General features: G+C 70.3%; 24 protein-coding genes and 3 riboswitches. Of the genes, 18 read left to right on the top strand and 6 right to left on the bottom strand.

Annotated features, from left to right (window positions below; genetic code table 11):
* The first annotated feature begins 186 nt into the window (after positions 1-186).
* The 5 genes from GFH29_RS12180 (at position 187) to GFH29_RS12165 (ending at position 5,956) form a co-directional block, all read left to right on the top strand.
* Positions 187-561 (top strand): hypothetical protein, encoded by a 375-nt coding sequence (locus GFH29_RS12180; protein ID WP_153323985.1) that lies wholly within the window; start codon positions 187-189, stop codon positions 559-561.
* A gap of 239 nt (positions 562-800) precedes the next feature.
* Positions 801-1,033: riboswitch (cobalamin riboswitch) on the top strand.
* A 168-nt stretch (positions 1,034-1,201) separates the two neighbouring features.
* Positions 1,202-2,200, top strand: a complete 999-nt coding sequence (locus GFH29_RS12175) for a ribonucleotide-diphosphate reductase subunit beta (RefSeq protein WP_153323983.1) — start codon at positions 1,202-1,204, stop codon at positions 2,198-2,200.
* Positions 2,200-3,888 (top strand): ribonucleotide reductase N-terminal alpha domain-containing protein, encoded by a 1,689-nt coding sequence (locus GFH29_RS12170; RefSeq protein ID WP_153323981.1) that lies wholly within the window; start codon positions 2,200-2,202, stop codon positions 3,886-3,888. Before GFH29_RS12175 ends, GFH29_RS12170 begins: the two co-directional genes overlap by 1 nt.
* Positions 3,889-3,930: 42 nt before the next feature.
* Positions 3,931-4,056 carry a hypothetical protein gene (locus GFH29_RS20820; protein ID WP_267128518.1) on the top strand — a complete coding sequence of 42 codons (126 nt, stop codon included), beginning with the start codon at positions 3,931-3,933 and terminating at the stop codon, positions 4,054-4,056.
* Between the two features lie 310 nt (positions 4,057-4,366).
* Entirely contained in the window at positions 4,367-5,956 is a 1,590-nt protein-coding gene (locus GFH29_RS12165) for an Ig-like domain repeat protein (RefSeq protein WP_153323979.1), read from the top strand.
* An 87-nt stretch (positions 5,957-6,043) separates the two neighbouring features.
* Here GFH29_RS12165 and GFH29_RS12160 read toward each other — a convergent pair whose 3' ends face one another.
* Positions 6,044-7,114 (bottom strand): hypothetical protein, encoded by a 1,071-nt coding sequence (locus GFH29_RS12160; protein WP_153323977.1) that lies wholly within the window; start codon positions 7,112-7,114, stop codon positions 6,044-6,046.
* Positions 7,115-7,184: 70 nt separating this feature from the next.
* Positions 7,185-7,325: riboswitch (cobalamin riboswitch) on the bottom strand.
* A 119-nt stretch (positions 7,326-7,444) separates the two neighbouring features.
* Positions 7,445-7,513, top strand: a riboswitch (cobalamin riboswitch).
* Positions 7,514-7,684: 171 nt separating this feature from the next.
* Here GFH29_RS12160 and GFH29_RS20815 point away from each other — a divergent pair.
* The 11 genes from GFH29_RS20815 to GFH29_RS12105 all read left to right on the top strand — a co-directional run bounded on the left by GFH29_RS20815 (position 7,685) and on the right by GFH29_RS12105 (position 18,483).
* On the top strand, positions 7,685-9,025 hold the full coding sequence (locus tag GFH29_RS20815) for a hypothetical protein (RefSeq protein ID WP_153323975.1): 1,341 nt from the start codon (positions 7,685-7,687) through the stop codon (positions 9,023-9,025).
* Complete coding sequence (locus tag GFH29_RS12150; protein ID WP_153323974.1) at positions 9,019-10,071, top strand: hypothetical protein; 1,053 nt, start codon at positions 9,019-9,021, stop codon at positions 10,069-10,071. Before GFH29_RS20815 ends, GFH29_RS12150 begins: the two co-directional genes overlap by 7 nt.
* Positions 10,068-11,018 carry a hypothetical protein gene (locus GFH29_RS12145; RefSeq protein WP_153323972.1) on the top strand — a complete coding sequence of 317 codons (951 nt, stop codon included), beginning with the start codon at positions 10,068-10,070 and terminating at the stop codon, positions 11,016-11,018. The genes GFH29_RS12150 and GFH29_RS12145 overlap by 4 nt, the downstream gene beginning before the upstream one ends.
* Positions 11,015-12,460: a hypothetical protein gene (locus GFH29_RS12140; protein WP_153323970.1), complete on the top strand. Its 1,446-nt coding sequence runs from the start codon at positions 11,015-11,017 to the stop codon at positions 12,458-12,460. Before GFH29_RS12145 ends, GFH29_RS12140 begins: the two co-directional genes overlap by 4 nt.
* Entirely contained in the window at positions 12,457-13,347 is an 891-nt protein-coding gene (locus GFH29_RS12135; protein WP_153323968.1) for a hypothetical protein, read from the top strand. Before GFH29_RS12140 ends, GFH29_RS12135 begins: the two co-directional genes overlap by 4 nt.
* Positions 13,344-14,330 carry an AAA family ATPase gene (locus GFH29_RS12130; RefSeq protein WP_153323966.1) on the top strand — a complete coding sequence of 329 codons (987 nt, stop codon included), beginning with the start codon at positions 13,344-13,346 and terminating at the stop codon, positions 14,328-14,330. The genes GFH29_RS12135 and GFH29_RS12130 overlap by 4 nt, the downstream gene beginning before the upstream one ends.
* Positions 14,331-14,333: 3 nt before the next feature.
* A complete protein-coding gene (locus GFH29_RS12125; protein ID WP_153323965.1) occupies positions 14,334-15,227 on the top strand; it encodes a DUF58 domain-containing protein in 894 nt (297 codons plus the stop codon).
* Positions 15,217-15,687 carry a hypothetical protein gene (locus GFH29_RS12120; RefSeq protein WP_153323963.1) on the top strand — a complete coding sequence of 157 codons (471 nt, stop codon included), beginning with the start codon at positions 15,217-15,219 and terminating at the stop codon, positions 15,685-15,687. The genes GFH29_RS12125 and GFH29_RS12120 overlap by 11 nt, the downstream gene beginning before the upstream one ends.
* The gene (locus GFH29_RS12115) at positions 15,678-16,643 is read left to right on the top strand and encodes a vWA domain-containing protein (protein ID WP_153323961.1); all 966 of its coding nucleotides are present in this window, start codon (positions 15,678-15,680) and stop codon (positions 16,641-16,643) included. The genes GFH29_RS12120 and GFH29_RS12115 overlap by 10 nt, the downstream gene beginning before the upstream one ends.
* The gene (locus GFH29_RS12110; protein WP_153323959.1) at positions 16,640-17,590 is read left to right on the top strand and encodes a VWA domain-containing protein; all 951 of its coding nucleotides are present in this window, start codon (positions 16,640-16,642) and stop codon (positions 17,588-17,590) included. The genes GFH29_RS12115 and GFH29_RS12110 overlap by 4 nt, the downstream gene beginning before the upstream one ends.
* A gap of 101 nt (positions 17,591-17,691) precedes the next feature.
* Positions 17,692-18,483 (top strand): hypothetical protein, encoded by a 792-nt coding sequence (locus GFH29_RS12105; protein WP_153323958.1) that lies wholly within the window; start codon positions 17,692-17,694, stop codon positions 18,481-18,483.
* Positions 18,484-19,162: 679 nt separating this feature from the next.
* On the opposite strand, the gene GFH29_RS12100 is transcribed toward GFH29_RS12105, so the two are convergent.
* From GFH29_RS12100 to glnA, 4 genes are all read right to left on the bottom strand, one after another.
* Positions 19,163-19,474, bottom strand: coding sequence for a hypothetical protein (locus GFH29_RS12100; protein ID WP_153323956.1), 312 nt, complete (start codon positions 19,472-19,474; stop codon positions 19,163-19,165).
* Between the two features lie 254 nt (positions 19,475-19,728).
* Positions 19,729-20,892 carry a site-specific integrase gene (locus GFH29_RS12095; RefSeq protein WP_228387457.1) on the bottom strand — a complete coding sequence of 388 codons (1,164 nt, stop codon included), beginning with the start codon at positions 20,890-20,892 and terminating at the stop codon, positions 19,729-19,731.
* Positions 20,893-21,048: 156 nt separating this feature from the next.
* Positions 21,049-21,324 carry a helix-turn-helix transcriptional regulator gene (locus GFH29_RS12090; RefSeq protein ID WP_153323954.1) on the bottom strand — a complete coding sequence of 92 codons (276 nt, stop codon included), beginning with the start codon at positions 21,322-21,324 and terminating at the stop codon, positions 21,049-21,051.
* A 380-nt stretch (positions 21,325-21,704) separates the two neighbouring features.
* Positions 21,705-23,123 carry a type I glutamate--ammonia ligase gene (gene glnA, locus GFH29_RS12085; protein ID WP_153323952.1) on the bottom strand — a complete coding sequence of 473 codons (1,419 nt, stop codon included), beginning with the start codon at positions 23,121-23,123 and terminating at the stop codon, positions 21,705-21,707.
* Positions 23,124-23,333: 210 nt separating this feature from the next.
* On the opposite strand from glnA, the gene GFH29_RS12080 reads away from it, so the two are divergent.
* Together GFH29_RS12080 and GFH29_RS12075 are read left to right on the top strand one after the other, a co-directional pair.
* Positions 23,334-23,741 carry an RDD family protein gene (locus GFH29_RS12080; protein WP_228387456.1) on the top strand — a complete coding sequence of 136 codons (408 nt, stop codon included), beginning with the start codon at positions 23,334-23,336 and terminating at the stop codon, positions 23,739-23,741.
* A gap of 64 nt (positions 23,742-23,805) precedes the next feature.
* Complete coding sequence (locus tag GFH29_RS12075) at positions 23,806-24,675, top strand: hypothetical protein (protein ID WP_153323951.1); 870 nt, start codon at positions 23,806-23,808, stop codon at positions 24,673-24,675.
* A gap of 91 nt (positions 24,676-24,766) precedes the next feature.
* On the opposite strand, the gene GFH29_RS12070 is transcribed toward GFH29_RS12075, so the two are convergent.
* Positions 24,767-25,528: a DUF4191 domain-containing protein gene (locus tag GFH29_RS12070; RefSeq protein WP_153323949.1), complete on the bottom strand. Its 762-nt coding sequence runs from the start codon at positions 25,526-25,528 to the stop codon at positions 24,767-24,769.
* Positions 25,529-25,558: the final 30 nt, after the last annotated feature.

The following is a 25,558-nucleotide window of genomic DNA, read 5'->3' as shown; positions in this document are numbered from 1 at the left end:
CCTGCTGGCCATCACCCGCGACGAGGACATGACCTCACACGTCCAGCGGACCTTCGATCCCAGCTGCGCCCCTGCACACCGCCTACCGAGCCTTCTTGAGGGGAGTCCGTAGCGGCGCCTCGATGTGCACGCCTCGTCGTTATCGGCGGCCTCGGACTCTCGGCGCTCGCCCTCGGCCTGGCCGCGATGACCGACATCGGAACCAGCTATGTCTTCACGGCGACCTGGATCACGGCGCTGGGCGCCGGTATCGGCCTGGTCCTGCCCGCGTCCATGGCTATCGCTATGGGCGCCTTGTCCGTGGACCGCACTGGCTCGGGGTCCGGACTCCTTCAAGCGCTTCGCCAGATTGGCGGGACCGTCGGGGTCGCCATCCTGGGCACGGTGCTGAGTACGGCGTACCACTCGAAGCTCGAGGACAGCGCGTTGACGGCAGCAGCGTTGACCGCGGCGATGCTCGAGGCAACCACCCGATGGTCCGACGGCGATGGTCGGGAGTCGCTGGTCACCCTCATGGTCGAAGCCGTCGCCGTTCTCGAGCCCCTGATCGCCGCGCTGTAGAGCAGCGCGCTGCGCTGTCCTGGCCGTGGCCGCCGCGACCATCGGCTCCGTGATCGGCGGAGCGACCGCCACGATCGTGGCCGGGGTGACCCCGGGAGTGGGCGAGACGCCGAGACCGGCGCGGCCTCGTCGCCGACCGCAAGGGCGTCGGGCCTGCGTCCTCGGAGCCGGGTGTTACCTCGACCACGTGCGCCGGCGGACACAACATCTGGGGGATTACAGATCTGTAGTTCCCGTATATGGTGGATCCTGCAGCTGGTTCGACGGCCCATCCAGGGTCGTCGTCGCAAGAGGGAACCCGGTGAGATTCCGGGACTGCCCCGCAGCGGTGAGTGGGAACGACCTCCGTCTCCTGGATCGACAGGAAGCACTGGGACCGACGATCACGGTCCTGGGAAGCGATGGACAGTAGGACCGGAGCCTGGCTCCTCGCCCACGAGTCCGAAGACCTGCCAGCGCTCGCCCGTCACGGGTGGGTTCCGCGACCTCGAGGGAAGGTCAGGGGATCGATGAGTCGCTGTGTCCAGGTCTAGGTCTGTGCTGGCGTCGACGTCCTCTCCGTTCCTCGTTCGTGGAAGCACCGCTTCCAGCTCACGACGAGCGGGCCGGTTCGACCGGCTCGCGAACGGAGAACCACGACATGATCGACACCACTGGTCTACCGATCCGGACCGAGAAGTCGGCCTACGTATTCGACTACCCCCAAGCCGAGGACCTGGCGAAGAAGCAGCGGAGCATCTTCTGGACCGCTGAGGAGATCCCGGTCGCCAACGACAAGCAGGACTTCCTGGTCACGATGACCGAGGCCGAGCAGGCGGCCGTCAAGACCACCCTCAAGCTGTTCACGATCTATGAGCTGATTCTCGGCGGCGAGGTGTGGGGGGACCGGATCTTCCACGCGTTCCCGCGTCCGGAGATCCAGATGATGAGCAACGCGTTCTCGTTCGCCGAGCTCAACATGCACGCGCCGTTCTACGCGAAGCTCAACCAGGTGCTGATGATCGACACCGAGGAGTTCTACAGCTCCTACAAGAACGACCCGGTGCTGGCCGAGCGCATCCAGTTCGTCTGGGACGCGATCGCCGACGACGACCTCCTCTACGCGCTCAGCGTCTTCACGCTGATGGAGAACTGCGTCCTGTACTCGAACTTCGCCTTCCTCAAGCACTTCCAGTCCGGGGGCAAGAACCTGCTGCAGAACGTCGTGAGCGGCATCAACTTCTCCGCCCGCGACGAGAACCTGCACGCGACCGGCGGGGCGTGGCTGTTCCGCACCACCCTGGAGGAGTACGAGCGCTCCGTCTCGCCGGCGACGTTCCAGGCCGAGCGCGATGCGTTGTTCGACCGCGTCCGCGCGGTGGCGGACTACGTCTACGCCCACGAGCAGCGCATCGTCGAGATGCTCTTCGCTCACGGCCCCATCCCGGGCATCGAGCAGGCCGACCTGGAGACGTTCGTGAAGTCCCGGGTGAACCTCACGCTGGACAGCATGGGGATGGAGCCGCTGTTCGAGATCGCGGACAACCCGGTCGCCGAGTGGTTCTACAGCGGCATCAACGGCACCCAGTTCCACGACTTCTTCCAGGTGACCGGCAACGAGTACAACCGCACGATCGGTGAGATGGAGTTCGTGTTCTGATGACCAACAAGAACTGGGAGACCCTCTCCGCCGAGCGCAAGGCGCTGCAGGCAGCCGAGACCGTCCCCGCCTTCATGACCACCGCCGGCTACGCCATGGTCAAGGCCAAGTACACCGTGGCCGGGCAGAGCGTGCGGGAGCGCTACGAGACGATCGCGCGCACGGCCGGCGTCCTCGCCGACGAGATGTACCCCCGCGAGGACGGGCGCCCCTGGACCGAGCTGTTCTTCGAGGCGATCTGGAACGGCTGGCTCTCGCCCTCCACGCCCGTGCTGGCCAACCTGGGCACCACCCGAGGTCTCCCGGTCTCGTGCGAGGGGTCCTACATCGAGGACTCGGTGTGGGGCTTCTACGAGACCCTCAAGGAAGCCGCGATCCTTTCCCAGAACGGGTTCGGCACCTCCGCCTACCTGGGCGACATCCGCCCGCGCGGCGCCAGCTTCGGCGACAACGGCAAGGCCAACGGCGTGGTCCCGGTGTTCTGCAACTTCGCCGAGATGACCAACCAGATCAGTCAGGGCGCCACCCGCCGCGGCTCCTGGGCCGGGTACCTCCCGGTCGACCACCCCGACTTCCACGAGCTCGCCGACCTCATCTACCGCGAGCCGGCCAACAAGAACGTCGGGTGGATCTTCACCCAGGCCTTCATCGATCGGATGCTCGCCGGCGACAAGGACGCCCTCGAGCGCTACCAGCGGGTCTTGAAGATCCGCGTCGTGCTGGGCAAGGGCTACATCTGGAAGGTCGACACCGTCAACGCCCACCAGACCGAGTCCTACCGAGCCCACGGCCTGGAGAACAAGGCCTCCAACCTGTGCTCGGAGATCACCCTGTTCAGCGACGAGGAGCATTCCTACACCTGTGTGCTCTCCTCGCTGAACCTGGCGACGTACGACGAGTGGCGAGACCGCGACACGGCGTACGTCGCGACCGTCTTCCTCGACGCGGTGGCCGAGGCGTTCCTGCGACGGGCGCGCCAGATCCGCGGCTTGGAGCGCGCGGTGCGCTACACCGAGAAGGCCCGCAGCCTCGGGCTGGGCGTCATGGGCTACCACGACTACCTGCAGCGGCACTCCGTCCCGTTCGAGTCCGAGAAGGCGGCGGCGCTCAACATCGAGATCTTCGAGCACATCCACGCCCGCGCCGACGCCGCCTCGCGCTGGATGGGCGAGAAGGCCGGCGTCCCCGCGTGGTGCGTCGGCCGCCGCAACTCGCACCTGATGGCCGTCGCGCCGACGATGAGCACCGCGGTGATCGTCGGCGGCACCAGCCAGGGCATCGAGCCCTACGTCGCCAACGTCTGGAACCAGACCACCTCGGCCGGCGAGATGCCCCGCGCGAACGGCAACCTGGTCCGGCTCATGAAGGACCGCGGCGTCTACGACCAGGCCAGCATCACCGACATCATCGATCACGGCGGTTCGGTGCAGCACGTCGGCTGGCTCGACGAGCACGAGAAGGACGTCTTCAAGACCGGCTACGAGATCGACCAGGAGATCCTGCTCGATCGCGCCGCCGACCGACAGGCGCACATCGACCAGGCGCAGTCCCTGAACCTGTTCTTCCCCGCCGACGCGTCTCCGCACTACATCAGCAAGGTCCACAAGAAGGCTCTTCTCGACCCGGGCATCAAGAGCCTCTACTACCTGCGCTCCCGTGCCGGGATCCAGGCCAGCAAGCAGAAGTAGCACCCCTCCACCATCACCATCACCGCACGGAAAGAGACGACCATGAACGAGGCCATCCGCACCGAGACCGACTCGAGCGCCATCGACGAGCTCACCTGGGACGACTGGACGCCGGCCGAGGTCTGCGCGATCGAGAACGGAGACGACTGCGCCGCGTGCGAAGGCTGACCCGCAGCCCCCACCGAGCGCTGGTGCGACGGGGTGGCGCCGTCCACGCCTGAGAAGGAAAGGAAGGCCCGAGCAGGAGCGGGCTAGAGTCCGCCCGACAACTGAACACCTCACCCGTCCTGGGGAAGCCGGTCGAAGCCCGGCGCTGACGCGCAACCGTAGTTCGACTCCGCCCAGCGGAGCGAAGAGTCGGGACACCAGGTCGTGTGGAGTATCCGCACTACACGCTGTCGCGATCGCACGGTAGGGCTCTCGGCCGCCCCGTGCTGCCGCGTGTCTTCCTCCGTGCGCTACAGCCGGAAGGAACACCATGTACACCCACCTCGGTGCGAGGCACCGCACCTCACATGTCGCCCTGATCGCGGTCCTCGGACTGCTTCTCGCGCTCGCCCCCGGGCTCTCCGGTGCTGCCGCCCGGGCAGACTCCACGCTGGTGGACCTCGCCCGGGTCCAGCACGCGAATACCGGCGCCTACATCCTCCAGCGCGTCGAGCCCACGGGGCTCGGCCGGGAGTGGGAGGCGCTCGGTCTCGCACGCAGCGACGTCGACGCCGAGGAGTGGCTCGATGCGTACTACGCCAACCTGGTGGAGGACGTCGTCGAGAAGGACGGCAAGCTGGGGCCGGCCACGACGTACGAGCGCGTGATCATCGCGCTGAGCGCGATGGGCAAGGACGTCACGGACGTCGGCGGCCACAACCTGCTCACGGGCCTGGCCGACATGTCCACGATGGGCGCCCTCAACTCGGCCGTCTACGGCCTGCTCGCCCTCGACACCCTCGGCCACCAGATCCCCGAGGTCGCCGGAGCCACGGACCCCACGACGCGGCAGAAGCTGGTCGAGCGAGTGCTCGCACTCGAGATCAACGGTGGTGGCTGGGCCTTCTCCGGGTCGACGCCCGACCCGGACATGACGGGTATGGCCCTCCAGGCGCTGGCGCGGTACGCCGACCAGCCCGCCGTCGCGGCCGCCGTGGAGCGCGGTGTCTCGAGGCTGTCCGACATCCAGCGCCCCAGCGGGGGCTTCGCCAGCTACGGCAAGGAATCCGCCGAGAGCACCACCCAGGTGATCGTGGCCCTCACCGCCCTGCGGATCGACCCCCTCACCGATCCGCGGTTCGCGAAGGACGGGGGCAACCCGGTCAGCGCACTCACGTCGTACTACGTCGAGGGCGGGGGCTTCTGGTACTCCAAGCCGGGCGCCGCGAGCGGGATGTCCACCGCGCAGGGGTTCTACGGGCTCACCGACTACCTCCGCTTCGTCGACGGCAAGCCGGGCCTCTACGTCATGGACGTCGTCGACCCCGAGGTGACCGTCACGACGCTCGCGGCGTCGTCGCCGCGGCCCGGCGTGGTCTCGCTCGCGGCCCAGGTCACCGGTGCGGGCGCCACGGGCACGGTCGAGTTCTCCGAAGCAGGAAGCAAGGTCGGTGACGCGGTCCTGGTCGGCGGCCGGGCAACCCTCCAGCTGACCGGCGTGGCGGCGGGCGAGCACACCTACACGGCGACCTTCCTCCCGCTGAGCTCGGCCTTCAAGGGCTCCTCCGGCACGGGGAGCGTCGTCGTGTCGCAGGTCGCGGCACAGCCGGTCCCCTCCCAGACCACCGGCCCCCAGGTCCAGGTCAAGCCCCGGGCGGTCGTCCTGAAGGCCGGCGTGCGCGCTGGTGTGGCCGTCTCGAAGGGCCAGGTGCGCTTCGTCGTCCGCAAGGGCGGCGAGAAGCTCGTGACGAGGAGCGCCCGGGTGGACGCGCGTGGCTTCGCGACCGTCACGATCAAGAAGCCCGTCCTGCGCAGGGCGCTCCAGGGCGCGAAGCTCCGAGGGACGTACCGCGTGGTCGTGCGCTACCTCGGCAGCACCGAGGTGAAGCGATCGAGCAGCTCCGGGACCTTCCGGATCTGAGCCTGGCGGCCAAGTGCCGCTCGACCGGGACGGGGCCCCGACGCGTGCGCGTCGGGGCCCCGTTTGCGGTGCCATGGTCCGTGTCGCTCAGCGGGAGACGCGGACCGTCTTCGCCGAGGTGCGGGTCGCCTTGGCGTATCCGGGCCGCGTGCCGATCACGCGGACGGAGATGCGATGGCCCACATCGGCGCGCTTCACGACGTAGGTCTTCTGCTGGGACCCAGCGATGACCTTGCCGTCACGCAGCCACCGGTAGGTGAGCTTCACCTGACCCGGCTTCCACACGGCGCTGACGGCCGTGAGCGACGTGCCGACCTTGGCCTTGCCGGCGATGCGAGGGGTGGCGGGGGTGAGCTGTCCGGCCCGAATCTTGGCGGTGGGCCTGGACTCGAGACGGGTCGAGGTGTGGCCGGGCTTGGACCCGGTCACCTCGAGGGAGATGCGCGCTCCTCGGTCCGCGGCCGTCAGCCGGTAGGAGGCCCCTCGTGCCCCCCGGATCGGCGCCCCGTCGCGCTTCCACTGGCGGGCGAACGTGACCCCGTTGCTCCAGCTCCCGAGGGTCGCGGTCAGCTGACGACCGACCTGAGCAGTGCCCGTGACCACCGGGACGGTGCCCGTCACTTCCGGCGTCTCCGGCTCGGGGTCCGGCTCCGGTTCCGGGGTCGGGTCCGCGAACTGGGGGGTGGGCCGCGGGGTCGACACCCAGTCCTGGCCGACGAGCCGGGCCCCGAGTGCCTTGTTGACGTTGGGGCCGTTCACGACGATGCCGTGGTTCGCGGTGTCCCACGGCGCGGGCACCGCGGCGCCCGAGAAGAACCACCACATGGCGTCGCCGGAGTACTCCTCGATGCCCTCGACGGCGGTGACGTACCCGGACCGGTCGGCCTCGACCGAGAGGCCGACCGCTTCCAGGGCGGCGACCCTGCTGAGCTCGGGGGAGCCCTCCACGACGCCGCCGACCAGGCACCGCACCAGGAACCCCTCCGCCGGAATGGCGTCGGCGACCTCGTTGCCGAAGTCGACCACGACGCTGAGGCCCTCGTCCTGCTGGCACCATCCGGTGCGCCAGTCGGCGGCGTGCGCGGGGGAGAGCATCCCTGGGAGGGTGCTGATGACGAGTGCGCCGGCGGCTGCCAGCGCGGACTTCTGGAACTTCACATGAACTCCGGTTCCGGAGCAGGGGAGGCCGACAGCACGCCGGCGACCTACTGCATTCCTCGACAGTGGTGGGATGGTCGCGACAGCGCGAAGGCATTCCGACTTCGACGGGGCGTGCCCGGTCGTCACGGTTGCGGGTCAGCGCCGGACTTCCACCGGCTTCCCCCTCGACGCTGATCTGGAGGTTACGACGCGGGTGTCGCCGGGCGACGAGCTGGGCATGCCGTGGGGTTCGGTGCGCGCGTGTCCGTGTGGGCGGCAGGCCGGGTCGGCGTGCGCTGCGGGGGTGTGACAGCATCCCCTCGTCACTACCCGTGACGCATCCCCACCAGAGGAAGCCGGTGCGAATCCGGCGCTGTTGCGCAACCGTGAGCTGGTCCTCCAGCAAGTCGGGAACTCCGGGGATGCAGCCGTCACCCGTCGTCGCACCAACGCGGGCTCGGAAGCCTCCTGGGGTTGCCCTGCCTGCGTGTGCCCTCTGGAGGTCCCACGATGCAGCGTTCCGCGCCGCCGCGCACCCGTTCGGGGTCGTGTCGCACTGCCGGGGCAGTGGCGGCCGGGTTGCTGGCGATGGCCCCTGTCGCGTGGTCGGCTCCAGCGCAGGCGGCCGGTGCGTCGCAGAGCGCCCTGTGCGACGGCTACACGGTCGGCCCCTGCTCGCTCTCGGTGACCATTGACGCCGGCGCGGCCGCCCCGGGCCAGCTGATCCGGGTGACCGGGGCGGGCAACCCGGGCACGCGCCTGGTGCTCCAGTTCTACATCGTGCAGTTCAACTCCCGCGGCCAGGTGACGGGCCTGGTCCCCAGCGGGGAATCCGTGGAGGGGACCACGCGTGCGCTCGGCGGTGGGCGCGGGACGCTCGACGAGGTGAAGCTGGTGCCTCGCGCCGTGCCCGACGTCCCCAGCGGGTGGGGTTTCGTGGGTCTCGCCGATGACCCGTCCCTGGACCTGTCGACCCGGATCGGTCAGGTCGTGGAGTTCGGGGGCGCCACCTTGAGGCTGCTCGGCGACGGCTACGCGGACCAGAAGCCCGTCGGGGTCCCGCTGGAGATGCACGCCATCGGCAATGTCGCGGGCGTCGGCTACTGGGTCGAGTACCTGGCCGCCGACGGTACCTGGACTCCGGTGCCCGGCCAGGGGTACGGCGCCGCTCAGCGCCTGCTCAGCAGCCCGGGGGAGATCTCGCACCTCAGCTACGTCGTACCGCCGGAGCTGGTGCCGGGACAGGCCTACCGCTTCCGGGTCAACCACCACCTGAACTACGGCGGAGCCGAGGACCGGCCGATCGCCTCGCCCGAGCATGCCGAGTGGACCGTCGTGCCCTCCGAGCACGGCGTGGCGGGCCCGCGGGACGAGCAGCTCGACCCGACCAAGGGGCCCGGTGTGCCCGACCCCGACGTCCCGGCGGGGAATGACGGCGGCGCCGGTGAGACTCCTAGCCCCGGCCCCGGCCCGGGCGCTCCGACGGGACCCTCGGCCCCCTCGGCCCCCTCGGCCCCCTCGGGACCCTCGGCCCCCTCGGGGCCATCTGCGCCCGAGCCGTCCGCCGCCCCGGGCGCTCCGTCCGCACCCGGTGTGGCCCCCACCAGCTCACCGCCCACACCCAGCGCGTCCGCGTCCGCGACCGCGACCACGGGGCAGGGCCGCCAGGACTCCCCTTCTCCTCGGGCGCCCGGGACGACGGCACCCGGTGCCTCCTCGCCCGCGACCGGTGGGAAGGCGCCTGCGCCGACCAGCGACCCCGTGTGGGGAGACGAGGCCAGGCCGCTCGTGGCTCCGCGCGTCGCAGAGGCACCCGACTCCACCAAGTGGATGCTCGCCGGCGCCCTGGTGGCGCTGCTCGCCTCCCCGGTCCTGTGGGTCTGGCTGCGGCGTCGTACCGCGTCGTCGGGACAGGACGAGGCGTGGTGACGCGCCGCTCGCCGGGTGCACGACGAGGACTGCTGCTGAGCGCCCTGGCGGGGGCGGTCCTCAGCGCACCTGGGCTCGTTCTCCTCACCGCCGAGCCCGCCACGGCCGCGACCACCGGGACCGAGCGCCTGTGCAGCGACGACGACGTGCGCTGCTCGGTGCAGGTGCCGCCTCGATGGATCGACGGAGCGACGCACCGGGTGGGAGTCACCGGACGTGCCGACACGACAGTGACGGTCCGGGCCTTCCGTGTCACCGCCGACAGCAGCGGCACCGTCGGCTGGGAGGCCATCGGGCCCGAGGTCGAGATCACGACCGACGAGCACGGGTGGGGTAGCGCGGACCTCGCGCTCCCGCCTTCGCCCGGCGGTGCCCACGGCGGCCCCCTGGTCGTGGCGCTCGCCGAGGCCGAGGGGAAGGACCTGACCACCGTCCTCGGCGGGTGGAGCGAGCTGCTGACGCCGACGCCCGAGGTGCTCGGCGACGGGTACGCCGAGAGCAAGCCGGTCGGTGTGCCCCTGGGTGTGACGCTGGACCATGTCGTCCAGGGGAGCACCTATGCGGTCGAGCGCCTGGACGGCTCCACGTGGGTCGCCGTGCCCGGTCAGGACAGTCCCGGCGCCGCGGACGCCCAGGCCACCTGCGACGACGCGCGGTGCTCGGTGCCGTATGTCGTGCCCCGCGGGCTCCCCGCTGAGGCCACCCGGTTCCGGCTGATCGACCTGCGCAGCGGCACCCCGGTCACCACCTGGAAGGTGCGACCGCACGCCGAGGGCCAGACGCGGCCGATCCCTCGACCCGAGGTCTTCCCGGTGCTCGGCCTGGCGGTCGAGGGGGCCCTGGCCGCCGGAGTCGGGGCGGACGGCGCCGCGGTCGTCCGGCCCCGCAGCCGCAACCTCGACGTGCCCCTGCCGGAGTCGCCTGGATCGACGCCGACGGATCTCGGCACCCATTCCGTGCGCACGGTCCAGTACGTGACCGCCGGGATCGGCGTGCTCGCGCTCGCGCTCGCGCTGGGACCCGCGCGCATCCGGAGGCGTCGATGAACGCCCACCTCGCGCCGCGCCTTCACGTCGCCGACCTCGGCTGGTTGGCCTGGATCGCCGTGGCCTTCTGGTCCCTTCACACCAGCGCGTCGCCGTGGACCCCGGCCTGCGTGCTCGTGGCGTCGGTGGCCGTGTGGTGGACCCGGGGAGCAGCGCGCGCGGGGTTGGGATCTCCCGTCCTCGCGGTCGCCAGCGTCGTCGCCGCGGCATGGGTGGTCCTCACCGTGGCCGTGGGGCCGGGATCCGGCGGGGACGTGCTGTGGGTGCTGCCGGAATGGTCGGTGGCCTCGGGTACGCCGGTCGGCGGCCCGCTCACGACCGGGCGGCTGCGCACCGGGCTCGCCCTTGCCGCATCGGCCCTGGCCCACCTGGCCCTGCTCGCTCTCGTGGTCCGCTGCGTCAGCGGCGAGCGACTGGCCCGGCTGCACGACGTGGTGCTCGGGCACGCCGCCCGCTTCACGCACCCGCTGTGCTTCGCGGCGGAGGAGCTCGCCCGCATCGAGCGCGCCCGCCCGGCCCTGGCCGCGCATGGCCTCGGACGTCTCGCGACCCCGTTGCCCGGCGTCGTGGCCTCCGCCCACGAGCGCGCTGTCCAGTGGCAGTCGGTCGGCATCGTCGAGGAGGGGGCCGCGAAGACGCGGGTCCGGGTGCTCCTCGTCCTCGCCGTCTCCGTCGCGGCGCTGGCCGCGGCGGTGGGGCGGATCCTGACGGGTGTCGAGGCGTCGCTGCTCGGCGTACTGGTCCCCACCGTTGCCGGCATGGTCCTCAGCCGCGCCCGCGTCGTGACCCGGCACGCTGCGGACCTCGCGCCGCTGGCCTGCGCCGCCCTGACGCTGGTCCTTGTGGTCCTCGAGGTCGACCCGACGTTCGGTGCCCTCAGTCTGCTGGTGCTCCCTGTCTTCACGACCGCGGTGCCGGAGAACCCCCGTCGGGAGGTCGGGCGATGACCGTCTCGATCGATGGTGTGGCGGTGCGGCTCCCGGGACGCGGGATCGCCGTCGGACCGGTCTCCTTCGACATCCGCGGGCTGACCCTTCTCACCGGGCGCAGCGGCGCGGGGGCCTCTGCCGTCGCGGGCGCCCTGGGCGGTGTCCTTCCTGCGGGGGCGTTGGTGCGCGGGTCCTGGAGTCAGGGAGTGACGATCCGGCACGTCGGGGTGTCCCGGCTCGAGCCGCTCCTGGACATGAGCGTCGCGGAGGCCCTCGGGGACGCGGGCCGCGAGGCCGAGCAGCTCTGGACGAGCGTGACAGGTCTCGAGGACCTCGGTGCGTCGCTGCGGGACCTCGACCCGGTCACCTGCGCCGTCCTGCCCGCGTTGCGCGGCGTCCTGGGATCGTCTGCGGCCCGTGACCGGGGAGAGGAGACCCTCCTGGTCCTCGACCAGCCGATGACCGATCTGCTCCCCGACCTGCGCGTGGGTCTGGCCCGGGCGCTGCGCCGGTGCGCCGACGGCGGGGTCGACATCTGTTGGGTGGAGCACGACCTCGCGGTCGCCGTGCCGCAGGCCGACCACGTCGTGGAGCTCCTCGGCGGGGGCGACGCGGTCGTGCACCCGGTCGACCGGTGGAGTCCGCGGACGCTCCCTCTTCCTCCGGAAGCGGCGCTGTCCCGGGCCCTGGGGCGCCCCCGCGCCGGATGGTGGGACCTCGGGGCCCTCCGACGACACCCCGTGGTGACCTCCGCGGTGCCGACGGTCGACGCCGCGCCCGGTCGCGCTCAGTCGAGCATGACGACGGTGCGCGTGCCCGCGGAACGAGCCGGCGTCGGGGTCGAGCTCGACGTCGTCGTGGGGGAGACCCTGGGCATCGTGCCGGCGGACGGCGACCGCGCCCGGGCACTGTCCGTGGCGCGACGCCTCGCCGCGACCCTCGACGCGGAACGACACCCGCGCCCCCCGCTGACCTGGCCCGCCCACGTCCCCCTGGGACGCCTCGCGAGGACCTGGTGCGGCGCACGGGGTGGTGACGCCGCGGCCGCGCTGGAGCGTGCCGCGCGGTTGGCGCCGGTGGACCACACCCGGCCCCTCGCCCAGCACAGTGCCGGCGAACGACGTGCGGTGGCGTGGGCCCTCAGCGCCGCGTCCACGCGGACGGAGGTGCTCGACCGGCCCGAGGCCGGGTTGGACGCGGAAGGGCGCCGGCTGATGGCGACCGCGCTGCGCTCCGAGGAGTGGGGTACGGCGACCGTGGTGGTCTCCCACGACCCGGAGTTCCTCGTGCGTGCCTGTCACCGACTCCTCGTCCTTCCTCCTGCGGCTGACGGCCCCGACGCGCGGGCCGTGCTCGGGCCACCGGCGCTGGTGGCCGAGCACCTGCCGCACCCGCCTGCGCTCCGCCGGGCCGGGTCGAGGGCGCTGCGCGTGCGCGACGTGTGGAAGGACGCTCGATGAAGGGATGGTCGGCCCTCGGCGCCCCCCGTCGCTGGTCCGCCCTGGTCGCCCTCGCCTGGCTGGCCGGTGGCCTGGCCTGGCTGGGGTGGCCGGTGTGGGACTCGGTGGGTGTCCCGAGCCGTGAGCAGGTCCGCCTCGAGGCGCCGTGGGTGCTCGCTGCCCAGACGGCGGGGCTGGTGCTGCTCGCGGTCACGATGTGGCGCGAGGGGGGCCGCCAGACGAAGCCGCTCGCATCCGTGGTGTGCTTGGTGGTCGCCGACTGCGTCCTGCGCGCGCTGCTGACCCCTGGGACGGGCGGAGTCGAGGTGGTCCATGCGTTGCCTCTCCTCGCCGGTGCCGGTCTCGGCCTGGCCGGAGGTGTGCTCACCGGCGCCTCGGCGGCCCTCGTCTCGACCATGCTCCTCGCCACTCCCGCCGAGACCCTGCCGGCCCAATGCCTCGTGTGGGCGGTGGTCGCCGCGCTGGGCTCGGCGCTGCGCTGGGTGCCCACACTGGCCGCGTGGCTCGCGGCGATCCCACTGGCGGTCGGGGTGGGCATCACCTCCGGTGTCCTGCTCAACCTCATCGGGTGGGCCCAGGACGCGGGCACCACCACCGACCACTTCGCCCCCGGTCTGCCGCCGGGTGAGGTGCTCGCCCGCCTGTGGGCCTACACGGTGGAGACCTCGCTCGCCTACGACACCATCCGGGGCCTCACCACTGCCCTCCTCGTCGCCACCCTCGGTCTGCCCGTGCTGCGCCTGTTGCGTGGGCCGGCACTCCACGGGTCCACGACCCGACGGTCGATGACCGATGACGACCTCGCCGCCGCGGTTCGCCGACGCGAGGACAGTTCCGCAATCGCACGCCTCTGGGCCTCCGTGCCCTCCGAGCAGGAGAAGCAATGACGCAGTTGATCGACCATGAGACCGAGCGCGCCACGCGGATCGTCGCCGCCATCGAGGAGGCCTTCGCCAGCAAGGTGGTGGGGCAGCAGACCCTGCTTCGCAGCCTGCTGGTCACGCTGGTGGCGCGGGGACATGTGCTGATGGAGTCGGTGCCGGGGCTGGCCAAGACGCTGTCGGCCTCCGTGCTCTCTTCGGCGGTGGCGGCGAGCTTCTCCCGGGTCCAGTGCACTCCGGACCTGCTGCCCGCGGACATCATCGGGACCCAGGTGTACGACCCGCGGACCTCGACGTTCTCCACCCAGCTGGGGCCCGTCCACGCGCACTTCGTGCTGCTCGACGAGATCAACCGGTCCTCGGCGAAGACCCAGTCGGCGATGCTCGAGGCGATGCAGGAGCGGCAGACGACGATCGGTGGCGAGACGCACCGGCTGCCCGACCCGTTCCTGGTGCTGGCCACCCAGAACCCCATCGACGAAGAGGGGACCTACGTCCTCCCGCAGGCCCAGATGGACCGCTTCCTGCTCAAGGAGGTGCTCGAGCACCCGAGCCCGCTCGAGGAGGCCCAGATGCTCCGGCGGATGGCGGACGGCGGCCTCCGCGACACGCGTGTCCAGCCGGTCGCCTCCCTGGACGACGTCGTCTTCCTGCAGTCGGTCGCGGACCGGGTCCACGTCGACGAGGCCGTCCTGCGCTACATCGTGGAGATCGTCAACGTCACTCGGAACCCGCATGCCTACCTGGCCGCCGATGTCGCGCGCTCCATCGAGCACGGCGCCAGCCCGCGCGGAGCCATCGCGTTCCTCCAGGCCGCCCGCGCCATGGCCGTGCTGGCCGGCCGCGACCACGTGCTCCCCGACGACGTTGTGGGGTTGCGCCACCAGGTGCTGCGCCACCGCCTCATCCTCACCTTCGAGGCCGTGGCCACCCGGGTCCGGGCCGACGACGTCATCGACGCGGTCTTCGCCGCCGTACCGACCCCCTGAGCCATGGCCCTGCTCCACCGCATCCGGACCCGAGCCGAGCTCGTCGCCCATCGTCGGGTCCGCACGTTGCTCGACGGGCGGCACGCGTCGACCTCGCACGCCCGCAGCCTCGACTTCTCCGACCTGAGGGCCTACGTCCCGGGCGATGACGTCGCCGACATCGACTGGTTGGCCTCCGCCCGCCACGGCGACCTGCTCGTCAAGCGACACGTCGCCGAGCGCCGCGCCGTCGTGATGCTGGTCGTTGACACCGGACGGGAGTTCGCGGCAGCGGCCCACTGGGATCCGACGACCACCGACCTGAAGCGCGATGTGGCGGTGACGGCTGCCGGGTTGGTGGGCTGGATCGCCATACGGGCCGGCGACCACGTCGGCCTGGTGCACAGCGGGCCTGACGGGCCACGGGCCACGCGCCCCAGCACGCGCGAGGTCGACCTCGAGCGCATGCTGGAGGAGGTGGTCGGCGCCTGCGCGCCGGATGCCGCCGGTCGGCGCACCCTGGATCTCTTGGACCACGCGGCGGTGGCACTGCGTCGTCGCACCCTGATGGTCGTGGTCCTGGACGACCTGGAGTGGGGGCCGGAGGTGGAGCACCGCCTGGTGCGCCTCGCGGCCCAGCACGAGCTGGTGGTCCTGACGGTCGCCGACGCCGACCCCACCGCGCCCCTGCGCCACGGCGTCGCGACCGTGGACGTCGGCACGCGTCGTACCGTCCCGGACTTCGTCGCCACCCACCCAGGTCTGGTCGCGGAACTGGCGAGCGCCGACGCCGTACGGCGGGAGCGACGCGACACCGCCCTGCGGCGACTGGGCGTCGCACACGTCCATCTGGCCCGCCTCGACGAGGCGGTGCCCGCACTGCTGACGCTGATGGAGCGGAGACGTCGTGTCCGATGAGCTGGACCGCATCAACCCGCCGGTCCTCTACGCGACCGTGTGGTGGGTCGTCCTCGCCGGCTGCGTCGTGACCGCCGTGGTCGTCGTGCTGCTGATGCGCCGCGCCCTGCGAGGGCGTGAGCGGGCCGAGGGCATCGACGTCGAGGCTCTGCGCGACGTCACGCTGGCCCGCGTCCGCGAGCTGCTGGCGACCTCGGCGGACGGGGACGCCGACGCCCGCCGTGACGTGGTCACCCGTGTGGGTGCCGAGGTACGCAAGTTCCTCGGCACCGTGACCGGGACCGACCTGGACTACACCACCCGTGCCGAGTGGGTGGTCGCCGCCGATCGCGACCCCCGGCTGGCGCCCGCGGTCGATCTGCTGGTCGACCTCGGAGACACCGTCTTCCGCCCGCAGCTGGACATGGACGTCGTCGCCCTGGGTGCGCGCGCCATCGACGTGGTGATCGCATGGCGATGATTCAGTGGTGGGTGGGGGCCATCGTCCTGGCGCTGGGCGTCGTGGCGGGCCTCCTCGCGTGGCTGCGTCCTCCGCATGCGCCGAGCGAGCCCGGCGTCCTCGTGGCCGCATCCGAGCGCCTGCGCCGCCTCCCGTCCTGGGAGGAGGCCGTCCGCCGGGAGTCACGCAGGCGGCGCCTCCTCGTCGCCGGGGTGGCGGTGGCGATCGCGGGGCTGGCGCTCCTCGGCTCGCGGTTCGTCATGGTGAGCGAGGAGTCCGAGGCGATGCGCCAGCGCGATGTCGTGCTGTGCATGGACGTCTCCGGCTCGATGGTGCCCGTGGTGGAGGACATCGTGGACACCTACCTCGCGCTGGTCGGTGATCTCACCGAGGAACGGATCGGCTTCGTGATGTTCGACGCGAACGCCGTGACCGGCTTCGCCCTGACCGACCACCACGAGGAAGTGGCCACGCGCCTCGCCGCGGCGCGAGAGGAGCTGCGGGGCGAGGAGCCGGTCGCCGGGACCACAGCCCCGGCTTCGGGATCCTCCCTGGTCGGGGACGGGCTCGCGAGCTGCGTGCAGCACTTCGACCGGCCCGAGGAGGAGAGGGCGCGCACCCTCGTGCTGGCCACCGACAACCTGGTCTCCGGTGACTCGCTCTACACCCTCCAGGAGGCCACCGACCTCGCCGTCGAGCGCGACGTGATGGTCTTCGCCGTCACGCCGCGGGGGACCCAGGCGAACGCGGTGGCCGAGTTGAGGGGGCAGACCTCGCGCACCCACGGCGACGTCTTGTTGCTGAGCGCCGGGGAGCCGACCAACACCGCCGTCATCTCGCTGGCCGTCGCCAAGCAGGAACGAACGGCGCTCCTGGCCACGGCCCAGGAACACAGCTTCGACGTCATCGCCCCCGGGGTGCTGGTCACGCTGCTGGGACTCGGGATGGCCACGGCCGCCGACAGGAGAAGGCCATGACCTGGCAACCGCACTGGTGGCTGGTGTTCCCGACAGGGGCGGCCGTGATGGTCCTCGGTGTCCTCGCGACCGCCAGGTGGCGGGGCTCCTCGCGAGGCACGAGGGCGAGCGATCTGCTGCGGATCGTGGTGGCCCTGGGGCTGGTGCTCGTGGCGTTGCGCCCCTTGGGGCAGCACGAGCGCGACGTGCCGGTGGAGAACGCCGTCGACGTGGTGGTGATGCTGGACCGGACCGCCTCGATGGGCGCCATGGACCACACGGGTGGGCGCTCCCGCATGGAGGGTGCCGGTGAGGACCTGATCGAGGTCGTCGCTGGTGCCGCCGGCGCTCATGTCTCGGTGATCGTCTTCGACGACACCGCCCGCCTCCTCGTGCCGTCCACCACGGACGTGAGGAGCGTGGTCACGACCCTGGGCACCGTCGGCTGGCGACCCTCGGCGAAGGCGACCGGCTCGGACGTCTCGGTCGGGGTGGCGCTGGCCCGCGAGACGTTGACGAAGCTGGCCGGCCAGCGGCCCGACAACGCCCGGGTGCTGATCTATGCCGGTGACGGCGAGCAGACCCAGACCGCGGCGAGGGAGTCGCTCGCCCCGTTGGCCGACCTGGTCGACGAGGCATGGGTGCTCGGCTACGGCACCCGGGCGGGCGGGGTGATGCCGGTCGCGCCAGGCGCCTCCGACCTCGTGTCACGGGACGGAGTGGACCAGCGCTCCGTGCTGGACGAGGACACCCTGCGTGCGATGGCCGTTGAGCTGCAGGGGTCCTACGTCCACCGCACTGGGGGAGCGACTCTCCCCGACGTCGCCCGCCCGGCGGGATCCGCGGTGCGCGAGGTCGTGCCCGGGGCGGAGTACTACTGGCTGGTGGCCGTGGGGCTGGTCCCGATGCTGCTGGGCTATCTGGTGGTGGCGGTGCGGCGCTGGCGCGCCGTGAAGGAGGAGCAGTGAGGGTGGCAGGGCGGTCCTCCGCACAGGAGGTCGACACGCACGATGGTCTTGCCGATCCGGTGCGGGCCAGGACACGACGACGGGTGCGCTGGGTCGGCGGCGTGTGCATCGCGTTGGTGATCGCGGCCGCGACGTACCTGGCCGTCCTGGTCACGAGCGCCGTGGCCGGTGACCGGGCGTGGCGGCAGGGTGACCACGCCACGGCGGAGCGGTGGTTCCGGGTGGGGGACCGGATCGACGTGGTTGAGCGGTGGAAGGCGCCGTACGACGTCGGCGTCGCCGTCTACTCCCAGGGCAGGTGGCTGGAGGCGGCCGAGCTCTTCGCGCGGGCGCGCGCAGACGTGCCGCAGCACTCGCTGTGCCGGGTGGCTCTCAACGAGGCGCTCGCCCTGGAGGTCCTCGGCGACCACCTGGAGAAAGTCGACGACCCCGTGGGGGCGAAGGCGCGCTGGGCCCAGGCCCAGCAGGTGCTGGCCGAGGTCGAAGGGTGCTCGGCGGACGCCGCTGAAGCCGAGGACTCGAGTGCTGAGGAGGAGTCGAGCTCCGCGGAGGAGCCGTCTCCGTCGGACACGGAGGACGGCGACTCAGAGGGCGACCAGACGGACGAGGGTGACGGCGACTCCGAGGGCGACCAGACGGACGAGGGTGACGGAGCCTCCTGGGGCGAGGGGAAGCCCTCGGAGGCCGACCAGCTGCAGGAGGCCACGCGGCGGCTGCAGGAGAAGCTGTCAGGCGCACCGCGCAAGGAAGGAGAGCCGCAACCGGAGACCTCGCCCGAGGACAAGGCCGCCCAGCTCGAGGAGCGGGTGGCCGGGGCCGCCAGGCGCCGGGCTGCCGACCAGGATCACTCGGCACCCGCGGAGGGCCAGACGTCCGACCGGCCGACATGGTGACGAAGACGACGACGGGAGGCGCGCTGCGGAGTGATCAGCGATCCGCTTGGAACCCGGAGGACCCTAGGATTCCGGCCCCGCGCCACCCACCTATGAGGTTCTGCCCTGGTCCCGCTGAGCAGTTGGCCCCCTGATCGTGACCGGGATGGGCGATCAGTTCTGCGAGGGCGACTGCCTATAGCAGGGTCCAGGTCGCGGCTACGTCCTTGAGGAGGTCCACCCAGTCGGGGCGGCGTCGGAGCGAGCGGCGATGTCGGAGCATACTTCAGCGCCAACACGCCAACACGCCAACACGCCAACACGCCAACACGCCGACGCGAATCAGCACGGGCACGTTGAGCGGGCGAGCGGCGACCAGCGTCTAGCCAGCGATCGCGGACGCGGCGGCCTTCGACAGGCTGACGGCTCCTGCGGCGGCGTGGGCAGCGAACAGCATCTCGGTGCGCTTGTCGGAGCTGGCCGAGTTGAGTCGGGGCTGCCTGTCTTGCGGGAGTCGGCGAGATGGGGTGCGTGCGGATGATGACCGCGGTGGCGACCATGCCGAGACCTGGCGTCAGGAGGCCTGAGTGGAGGTTGAGACCGCTGCCGCGGTAGTCGCCTGTGCACGCCTCTTAAGCGCATGTGTGTAGCTCTCGATCGGGCATGTCGCGCAGGAGCGGCCAGCCCGGCAGCGGCAAGCTCATCGAGGGCGACGCAGCCGGCCACCCAGTGCTTTGAGCAGTTGTGCAACGGCGAGGGGCCATTCGACCGATGTGTAGGGGGTTCCAAACGGGGTCGTCGTCGCCGTCTGGACGAACCGCTCGCCGTACTCCCAGTAGAAGCCCTCGAAGGTGCCTACGCGGACTTGGTGGAGGGCGCTGAAGAACCGGCCGATGTCGTCGCCGGGCGAGGGGGCGCGGTGGGCGGGAGCGCCGAACTCGGAACCCATGTAATCGACGGGCATGCCCTTGGCGTCGTGTTCCCAACGCGTGATGAGGTCGGTGTTCTTCACCAGGACAGACCTTCGAGCACCTAGGCGTCGAGATGGGTGTCGTAGAGGTTGGCGATCGCGCCGAGGCACCCGGCGATCCCGACCACCGCCAAGTCACTGTGCCAGATCGTGCGCCAGGGCGCCTTGGGCGTCTTTTCCTACGCCGCCGCCGTGATCCGGCTCCTCGGCCCAGTCCTGGTCGATAGCACCGCGAGCGGATTGCCAGCGGTCGCTACTCCTCAGAAGAGTCCATGGCGCTGCTGAAACCGCCATCGTTACTGGAGATCACGCCGCGATGGAGAGCGGCGACTAGGGCGCCGAGGACCTCCTTGAAGCCCACCACCCAGCGGGACTGTGTCGGCTGCGAAGGCAGCATCCACTGCTGCCCGGGTTCGCTCCGTGCTGCCGGGCATGAGGTGGGTATAGGTGCGTAACGTGAAGCCGGGGTCGCTGTGGCCGAGGTACTCGGACACGGCGCGAATCGATTCGCCGGCGTCCAGGAGTACCGAGGCGTACCAGTGGCGTAGGGCGTGCATGCCGTTGTCACGCGATTGCTCGATGCCCACACGGGTTTGGCTGGGCTTCCAGAGACGGGTGTTGAAGTAGTTGCGGTTGAGAGCAGAACGCTCGCGTGTGGTGAGGATGACCCGCGCACCCGCCTTCTTGTCCGCTTGCGGCGTTCCCCACGGGAGCGTGACGTTTCGTCGTGGGTAGGTGGCGAGGTGGCTGCTGAGCTCGGTTGCGACGCTCTTGGGCAAGGGGACGGTGCGGGTCTTGTCGCCCTTCGGCAGGCCAAAGGCGAGGCGGTTACCTCCGAACACCTTGACTTGTCGCCTGACCTCGACGACCCCGCGGAGGAAGTCGATGTCCTCGACCGCGAGCCCGAACACCTCGCCTTGGCGTAGTCCCAGACCCGAACCCAAGGTGACGGCGATCCGGTACTGGGGCGGAAGCGCGTCGTGCATGGAGGAGACCCATTCGGACGGCCAGGGCACCACCTTGCGACGCGACGTTGCGGGCTTTGCCACTGAACTGGCCTTGCATGGATTCTTGGCGATCATATCGTCGTCGACCGCAGCCGAGAGGATGGCCGACACGTTGGAGAAGATGACGCGCCGGTAGGTCTCAGCCATCTCCATCGAGCGCAGGAGCTTCTGAATCGTCGACGGCCTAATCTGTCGCAGTTCGAGGTGTCCCAGTGTCGGGAACACGTGGAGCCGGAGGCGCAGCTCAGTCGCCTCAAAGGTCAGCGGGCTGAAGGTCCGGCTGTCGAGCCACTCCTCGGCATAGGCCCGAAACGAGATCCTGCCGGCGTCGACATCGAGGTAGGTTCCACGGAGTTTGTCCGCCTCGACCGTGTTGCGGAACGCGACCGCCTCGGCCTTGCGTTTGAAGGTCTTGCGGCGCTGCCGCCCCTCGGGATCTCGATAGTTCACCACGTATCGAGGGCGCCCGTCATCCGCTGGCCGACCGGGACTAATGCTGGCCATGGTTGTCCCCGGCGTGGTTTGACCGGGTGATCAGCAATGCGCTCGAACGTCTGCCGCCTGGGGGCGCCGAAACCGGTTCCGTCTGAGGCTGACGGCCTCTCGGCATCAACGGTTCTCCTCGAGCCGAACCGTCCAATTGATCACGGTTGCTGCCCGCCAGCGCAGGTGCTTCCCGACGCGGAAGCCGGTAGGGCCGTAGCCCGTTGTCCGCCAGGAGTAGATGGTCTGCTTGGTCACGCCAAGGTAGGTCGCGACGTCGTCGATGTCCCATAGCTCCTGGGCGTCGACCAGCCGGGGTGCCCGGCTGCCGCGGACTCCGCGCCGCTGCGGGCCAAAGATCTCCGGTTCCATGGCCGGCACGTGCGAGTTCGTTGCCATCATCAAGCCCCTCCTCGCGGCGTTGACGGACAGTCGGTCTACGGGCACCTATGTCCGACGGCGGCATGGGAGCGATCACGTCTGAGCAAACGATGTGGCAGCACGATGACTCGGGCATCGCGGCGGTGGTCACCGCACCGTGCGAGGCCGGGCTGATGGCGGAGGCAACCGACCCGGGCCGCGACCTACGCGAGGACGCTCCTGAGCACCGTGTGGCACGGGATGGCGCCACCCAGATTTGTACCGGATTTGTAACAGGCGAGCGGCTAGCAACGGCAAACGCCGCCGAGCGACCACAGGGTCGCTCGGCGGCGTTTGTGCAGGTCAGCGGCTGTTTCTTGCGGTTGCTCGGCGTTGCTGAGCGACCGCGGCCGGAGGCCCGGTTAGATGTCGTAGTACAGCTCGAACTCGTGCGGGTGCGGACGCAGCTGCACCGGCGCGATCTCCTGGGTGCGCTTGTAGTCGATCCACGTCTCGATCAGGTCGGGCGTGAAGACGTTGCCGACGGTCAGGTAGTCGTGGTCGTCCTCGAGCGCGTCGAGCACGGCACCGAGCGAGGTCGGGACCTGGTCGATCTCGGCCATCTCCTCCGGCGGGAGCTCGTAGATGTCCTTGTCGATCGGCGAGGCCGGCTCGATCTTGTTCTTGACACCGTCGATGCCGGCGAGCATCAGCGCGGAGAACGCGAGGTAGGGGTTCGCCGACGGGTCGGGGAAGCGGGTCTCGACGCGCTTGGCCTTCGGGTTGGAGCCCGTGAGCGGGATGCGGATCGAGGCCGAGCGGTTCCGCGAGGAGTACACCAGCGAGATCGGCGCCTCGAAGCCCGGCACCAGGCGGTGGAAGGAGTTCACCGTCGGGTTGGTGAAGGCCAGCAGCGACGGGGCGTGCTTGAGGATGCCGCCGATGTACCAGCGCGCCATGTCGGAGAGGCCGCCGTACCCGGTCTCGTCGTAGAACAGCGGCTCGCCGCCCTTCCACAGCGACTGGTGCACGTGCATGCCCGAGCCGTTGTCACCGAAGATCGGCTTCGGCATGAAGGTGACCGACTTGCCGGCCTCCCAGGCGGTGTTCTTGATGATGTACTTGAACTTCATCACGTCGTCCGCGGCCTTGAGCAGCGTGTCGAAGCGGTAGTTGATCTCCGCCTGACCCGCGGTGCCGACCTCGTGGTGGGCACGCTCGACCAGCAGGCCCGACGCCTCGAGGTTCTTGACCATCACGTCGCGCAGGTCGGTGTAGTGGTCGTACGGCGCAACCGGGAAGTACCCGCCCTTGAGGCGCGTCTTGTAGCCCAGGTTGTCGCCCTCCTTGCCCGAGTTCCACCAGCCCTCGACAGAGTCGATGTGGTAGTAGCTCTCGTTGACACCCGTGGAGTAGCGCACGCTGTCGAAGATGTAGAACTCCGCCTCGGGGGCGAAGTACGCGGTGTCCGCGATACCCGTGGTGTCCAGGTAGGCCAGCGCCTTGCGGGCGATGTTGCGCGGGTCGCGGGAGTAGGCCTCACCGGTGATCGGGTCGTGGATGAAGAAGTTCACGACCAGCGTCTTCGCGGCGCGGAACGGGTCCAGGTACGCCGTGGTCACGTCGGGGAACAGCGACATGTCCGACTCGTTGATGGCCTGGAAGCCGCGGATCGAGGAGCCGTCGAAGCCCAGACCGTCGTCGAAGACCGACTGGTCGAAGGACGACGCCGGCACCGTGAAGTGCTGCATGATGCCGGGCAGGTCGCAGAAGCGGACGTCGATCATCTCGACGCCCTCGTCCTTGATGTACTTGAGCAGCTCGTCGCTGTTCTGGAACATTCATCCTCCTTGGCTGCACCGAGTACGCAGCCGGCATGTGGGAAAAAGCCGGGCGGCGCGGGGCCCCGTTGCTCCGGCCTAGTGCCCACAATGTGTCGTGGGCCAGTTTCCAGACGGTACCCGGTGTGTTTCCGGCGTGTAACAGGTGCTCCCGGTTCAGAACCCCTGAGGCGGTCACGGGGCCGGGGGAGACCCAACTAGCCTAGAGGGGTGAGCGAGACGACCGTGGAGACGACCAGCTGGGCCCGACGCATGCTGGCGCTGATCGTCGACTGGGCCGCCTCCACCCTGGCCGTCGTGCTCGTCGTCGGCCCCGAGCGGTACGCCGAGGACACCGCAGCCAGCTTCTGGGTGCTCCTCGTCTTCGTCGTGGAGTCCGCGCTGTTCACCGCGCTGCTGGGCGGCTCCTTCGGGCAGATCGCGACGCGGCTGCGCGTCGTACGGGTGAACGGCGACCCGCGCCCCATCGGGCTGATCCAGGCCTTCGTGCGACAAATCCTCATCGCCCTGGTCATCCCGCCGCTGGTGTTCCGCCCCGACGGCCGCGGTCTGCACGACCTGGCGGTCGGCTCGGCGACCGTGACTTTGCAGACATGGCGGGGGATGAGGGGTCACTGACCTCGCTTCGGGGTAGGCCTACCGTGGAAACAACACCCCGATGTCTTCAGAAAGGCCCTGACTGATGTCTCGACGCCTCCCCGTCCGCCGTCTCGCCGCCGCCGCGGTCCTCCCGCTCGCCCTCGCGACCCTGAGCGCCTGCGGCGAGGACGAAGCCGAGCCCACGAAGGCCGCGGACGAGAGCAGCGAGTCCGCCGCCCCGGCTGACGACTCCGACGCGGCTCCCGACGTCTCCCCGGGCGACAGCGTGGAGAAGGCCGACTTCATGGAGCTCTACCGCAGCTCGATCGAGGACTTCACCACCGCCGACGTCACCATGGACGTCAAGAGCAGCGGCACGGCGATGAAGGCCGAGGGCGCCGTGGACTACAGCAGCGAGCCTGCCTCCATGGAGCTGGCCTACGACATGGCCGGGCAGAAGATGGAGATGCTCATGGTCGACAACGTCATGTACATGAAGTCGCCGGACATGGGCGAGAAGTGGGTCACCTTCGACATGAGCGAGGCCGCCGAGGGCCTGGGCGTCGACCTCGGCGCCCAGATGGACATGCGCGCGATGATGGAGACCTTCGAGTCCGGCATCACCGAGGTCACCTACGTCGGCGAGGCCGACGTCAGCGGCGACGAGACCGACCAGTACCGCCTCACCGTCGACACCAAGACGATGACCGGCGACCTCGACCTCGGCGAGCTCGGTGCCCAGGCCCAGTCCCAGATGCCGAAGACCATCACCTTCGACGTCTTCTTCAACGACGACGAGCAGTTCCGTCGCCTGTCCATGGACATGGGCAAGGACATGGCGATGACCATGGACTACGACAACTGGGGCACCGACGTCGACATCGAGGCGCCCCCGGCCGACGAGACCACCTCGATGGAGGAGCTGATGGGCTCGATCGGCGGCGGCGCGGGCACGGGCGGCGGCCGCTCCTGAGCGAACCCCGCCCCACGACGTACGACGGGCGCCGACCGTGATGGTCGGCGCCCGTCGGCGTATCTGGGGGAGCCCAGTGGGGGAGCGGTGCTCAGCGGCCGCGCAGGTTGCCGCGCATGCCCTTCATGCTGGTCGGCACCGGACCCTTGGGGATCGGGATGTTGGAGCGGTTGGCGTCCATCGCCTTGAGGCGGTGGATGATGTCGGTCAGCTCGGGGCCCTTGACCTTGCGGCCGAGCTTCTGCACCTTGCGCACCAGCTTGGGCAGCGGGACCTCGTCCTCACCGCGGCCGCACACGATCTCGTGGATCGGGGCCTCGGAGGCGACCCGCTCGTGCTTGCGACGCTCGGAGGCGAGCAGCTGACGCACCCGGGTCGGGTTGCCCTCACCGATCAGCACGATGCCGGGCGGGCCGACCACGCGGTGCACGACGTCCTGCTGGCGGTTGAACGCGATCGCCGGCTCGGTCACCCAGCCGCGGCGCAGCATGCCGAGCGCCGCCGCGGCGGCGCCGGGCTGGCCCTCCATCTGGGTGTACGCCGCGTTCTGCGCGCGCCGGCCGAAGATGATCATCGCGGCGAGCAGACCGAACAGCAGGCCGCCGACGACGGAGAGGATCCACTCGATGACGCCGTCGCCGGGCAGGATCTTGAAGATCGTGAAGCCGATGGCGCCGAAGATCAGGAACGAGCCGAGGATCCACAGACCGATCCGGGGATCGCTCTTCTTGGTCATCCGGTAGGTCTCGGCCATCTGCTGTCGACGGCTCATCTTGCCGGGGTCGGCCGGAGCCTGCCCCTTCGTCGCCTTCGAGGCCTTGGGAGCCTTCGCGGCCTTCGGTTCCTTCGCCATTGCGCTGGGTGTGCCTTGTCTGGTCGTGCG

Source organism: Nocardioides sp. dk884, from assembly GCF_009557055.1.
Taxonomy (GTDB): domain Bacteria; phylum Actinomycetota; class Actinomycetes; order Propionibacteriales; family Nocardioidaceae; genus Nocardioides.
Note: the sequence above shows the minus strand (reverse complement) of the source record. Positions and strands in the feature narration are given on the sequence as shown.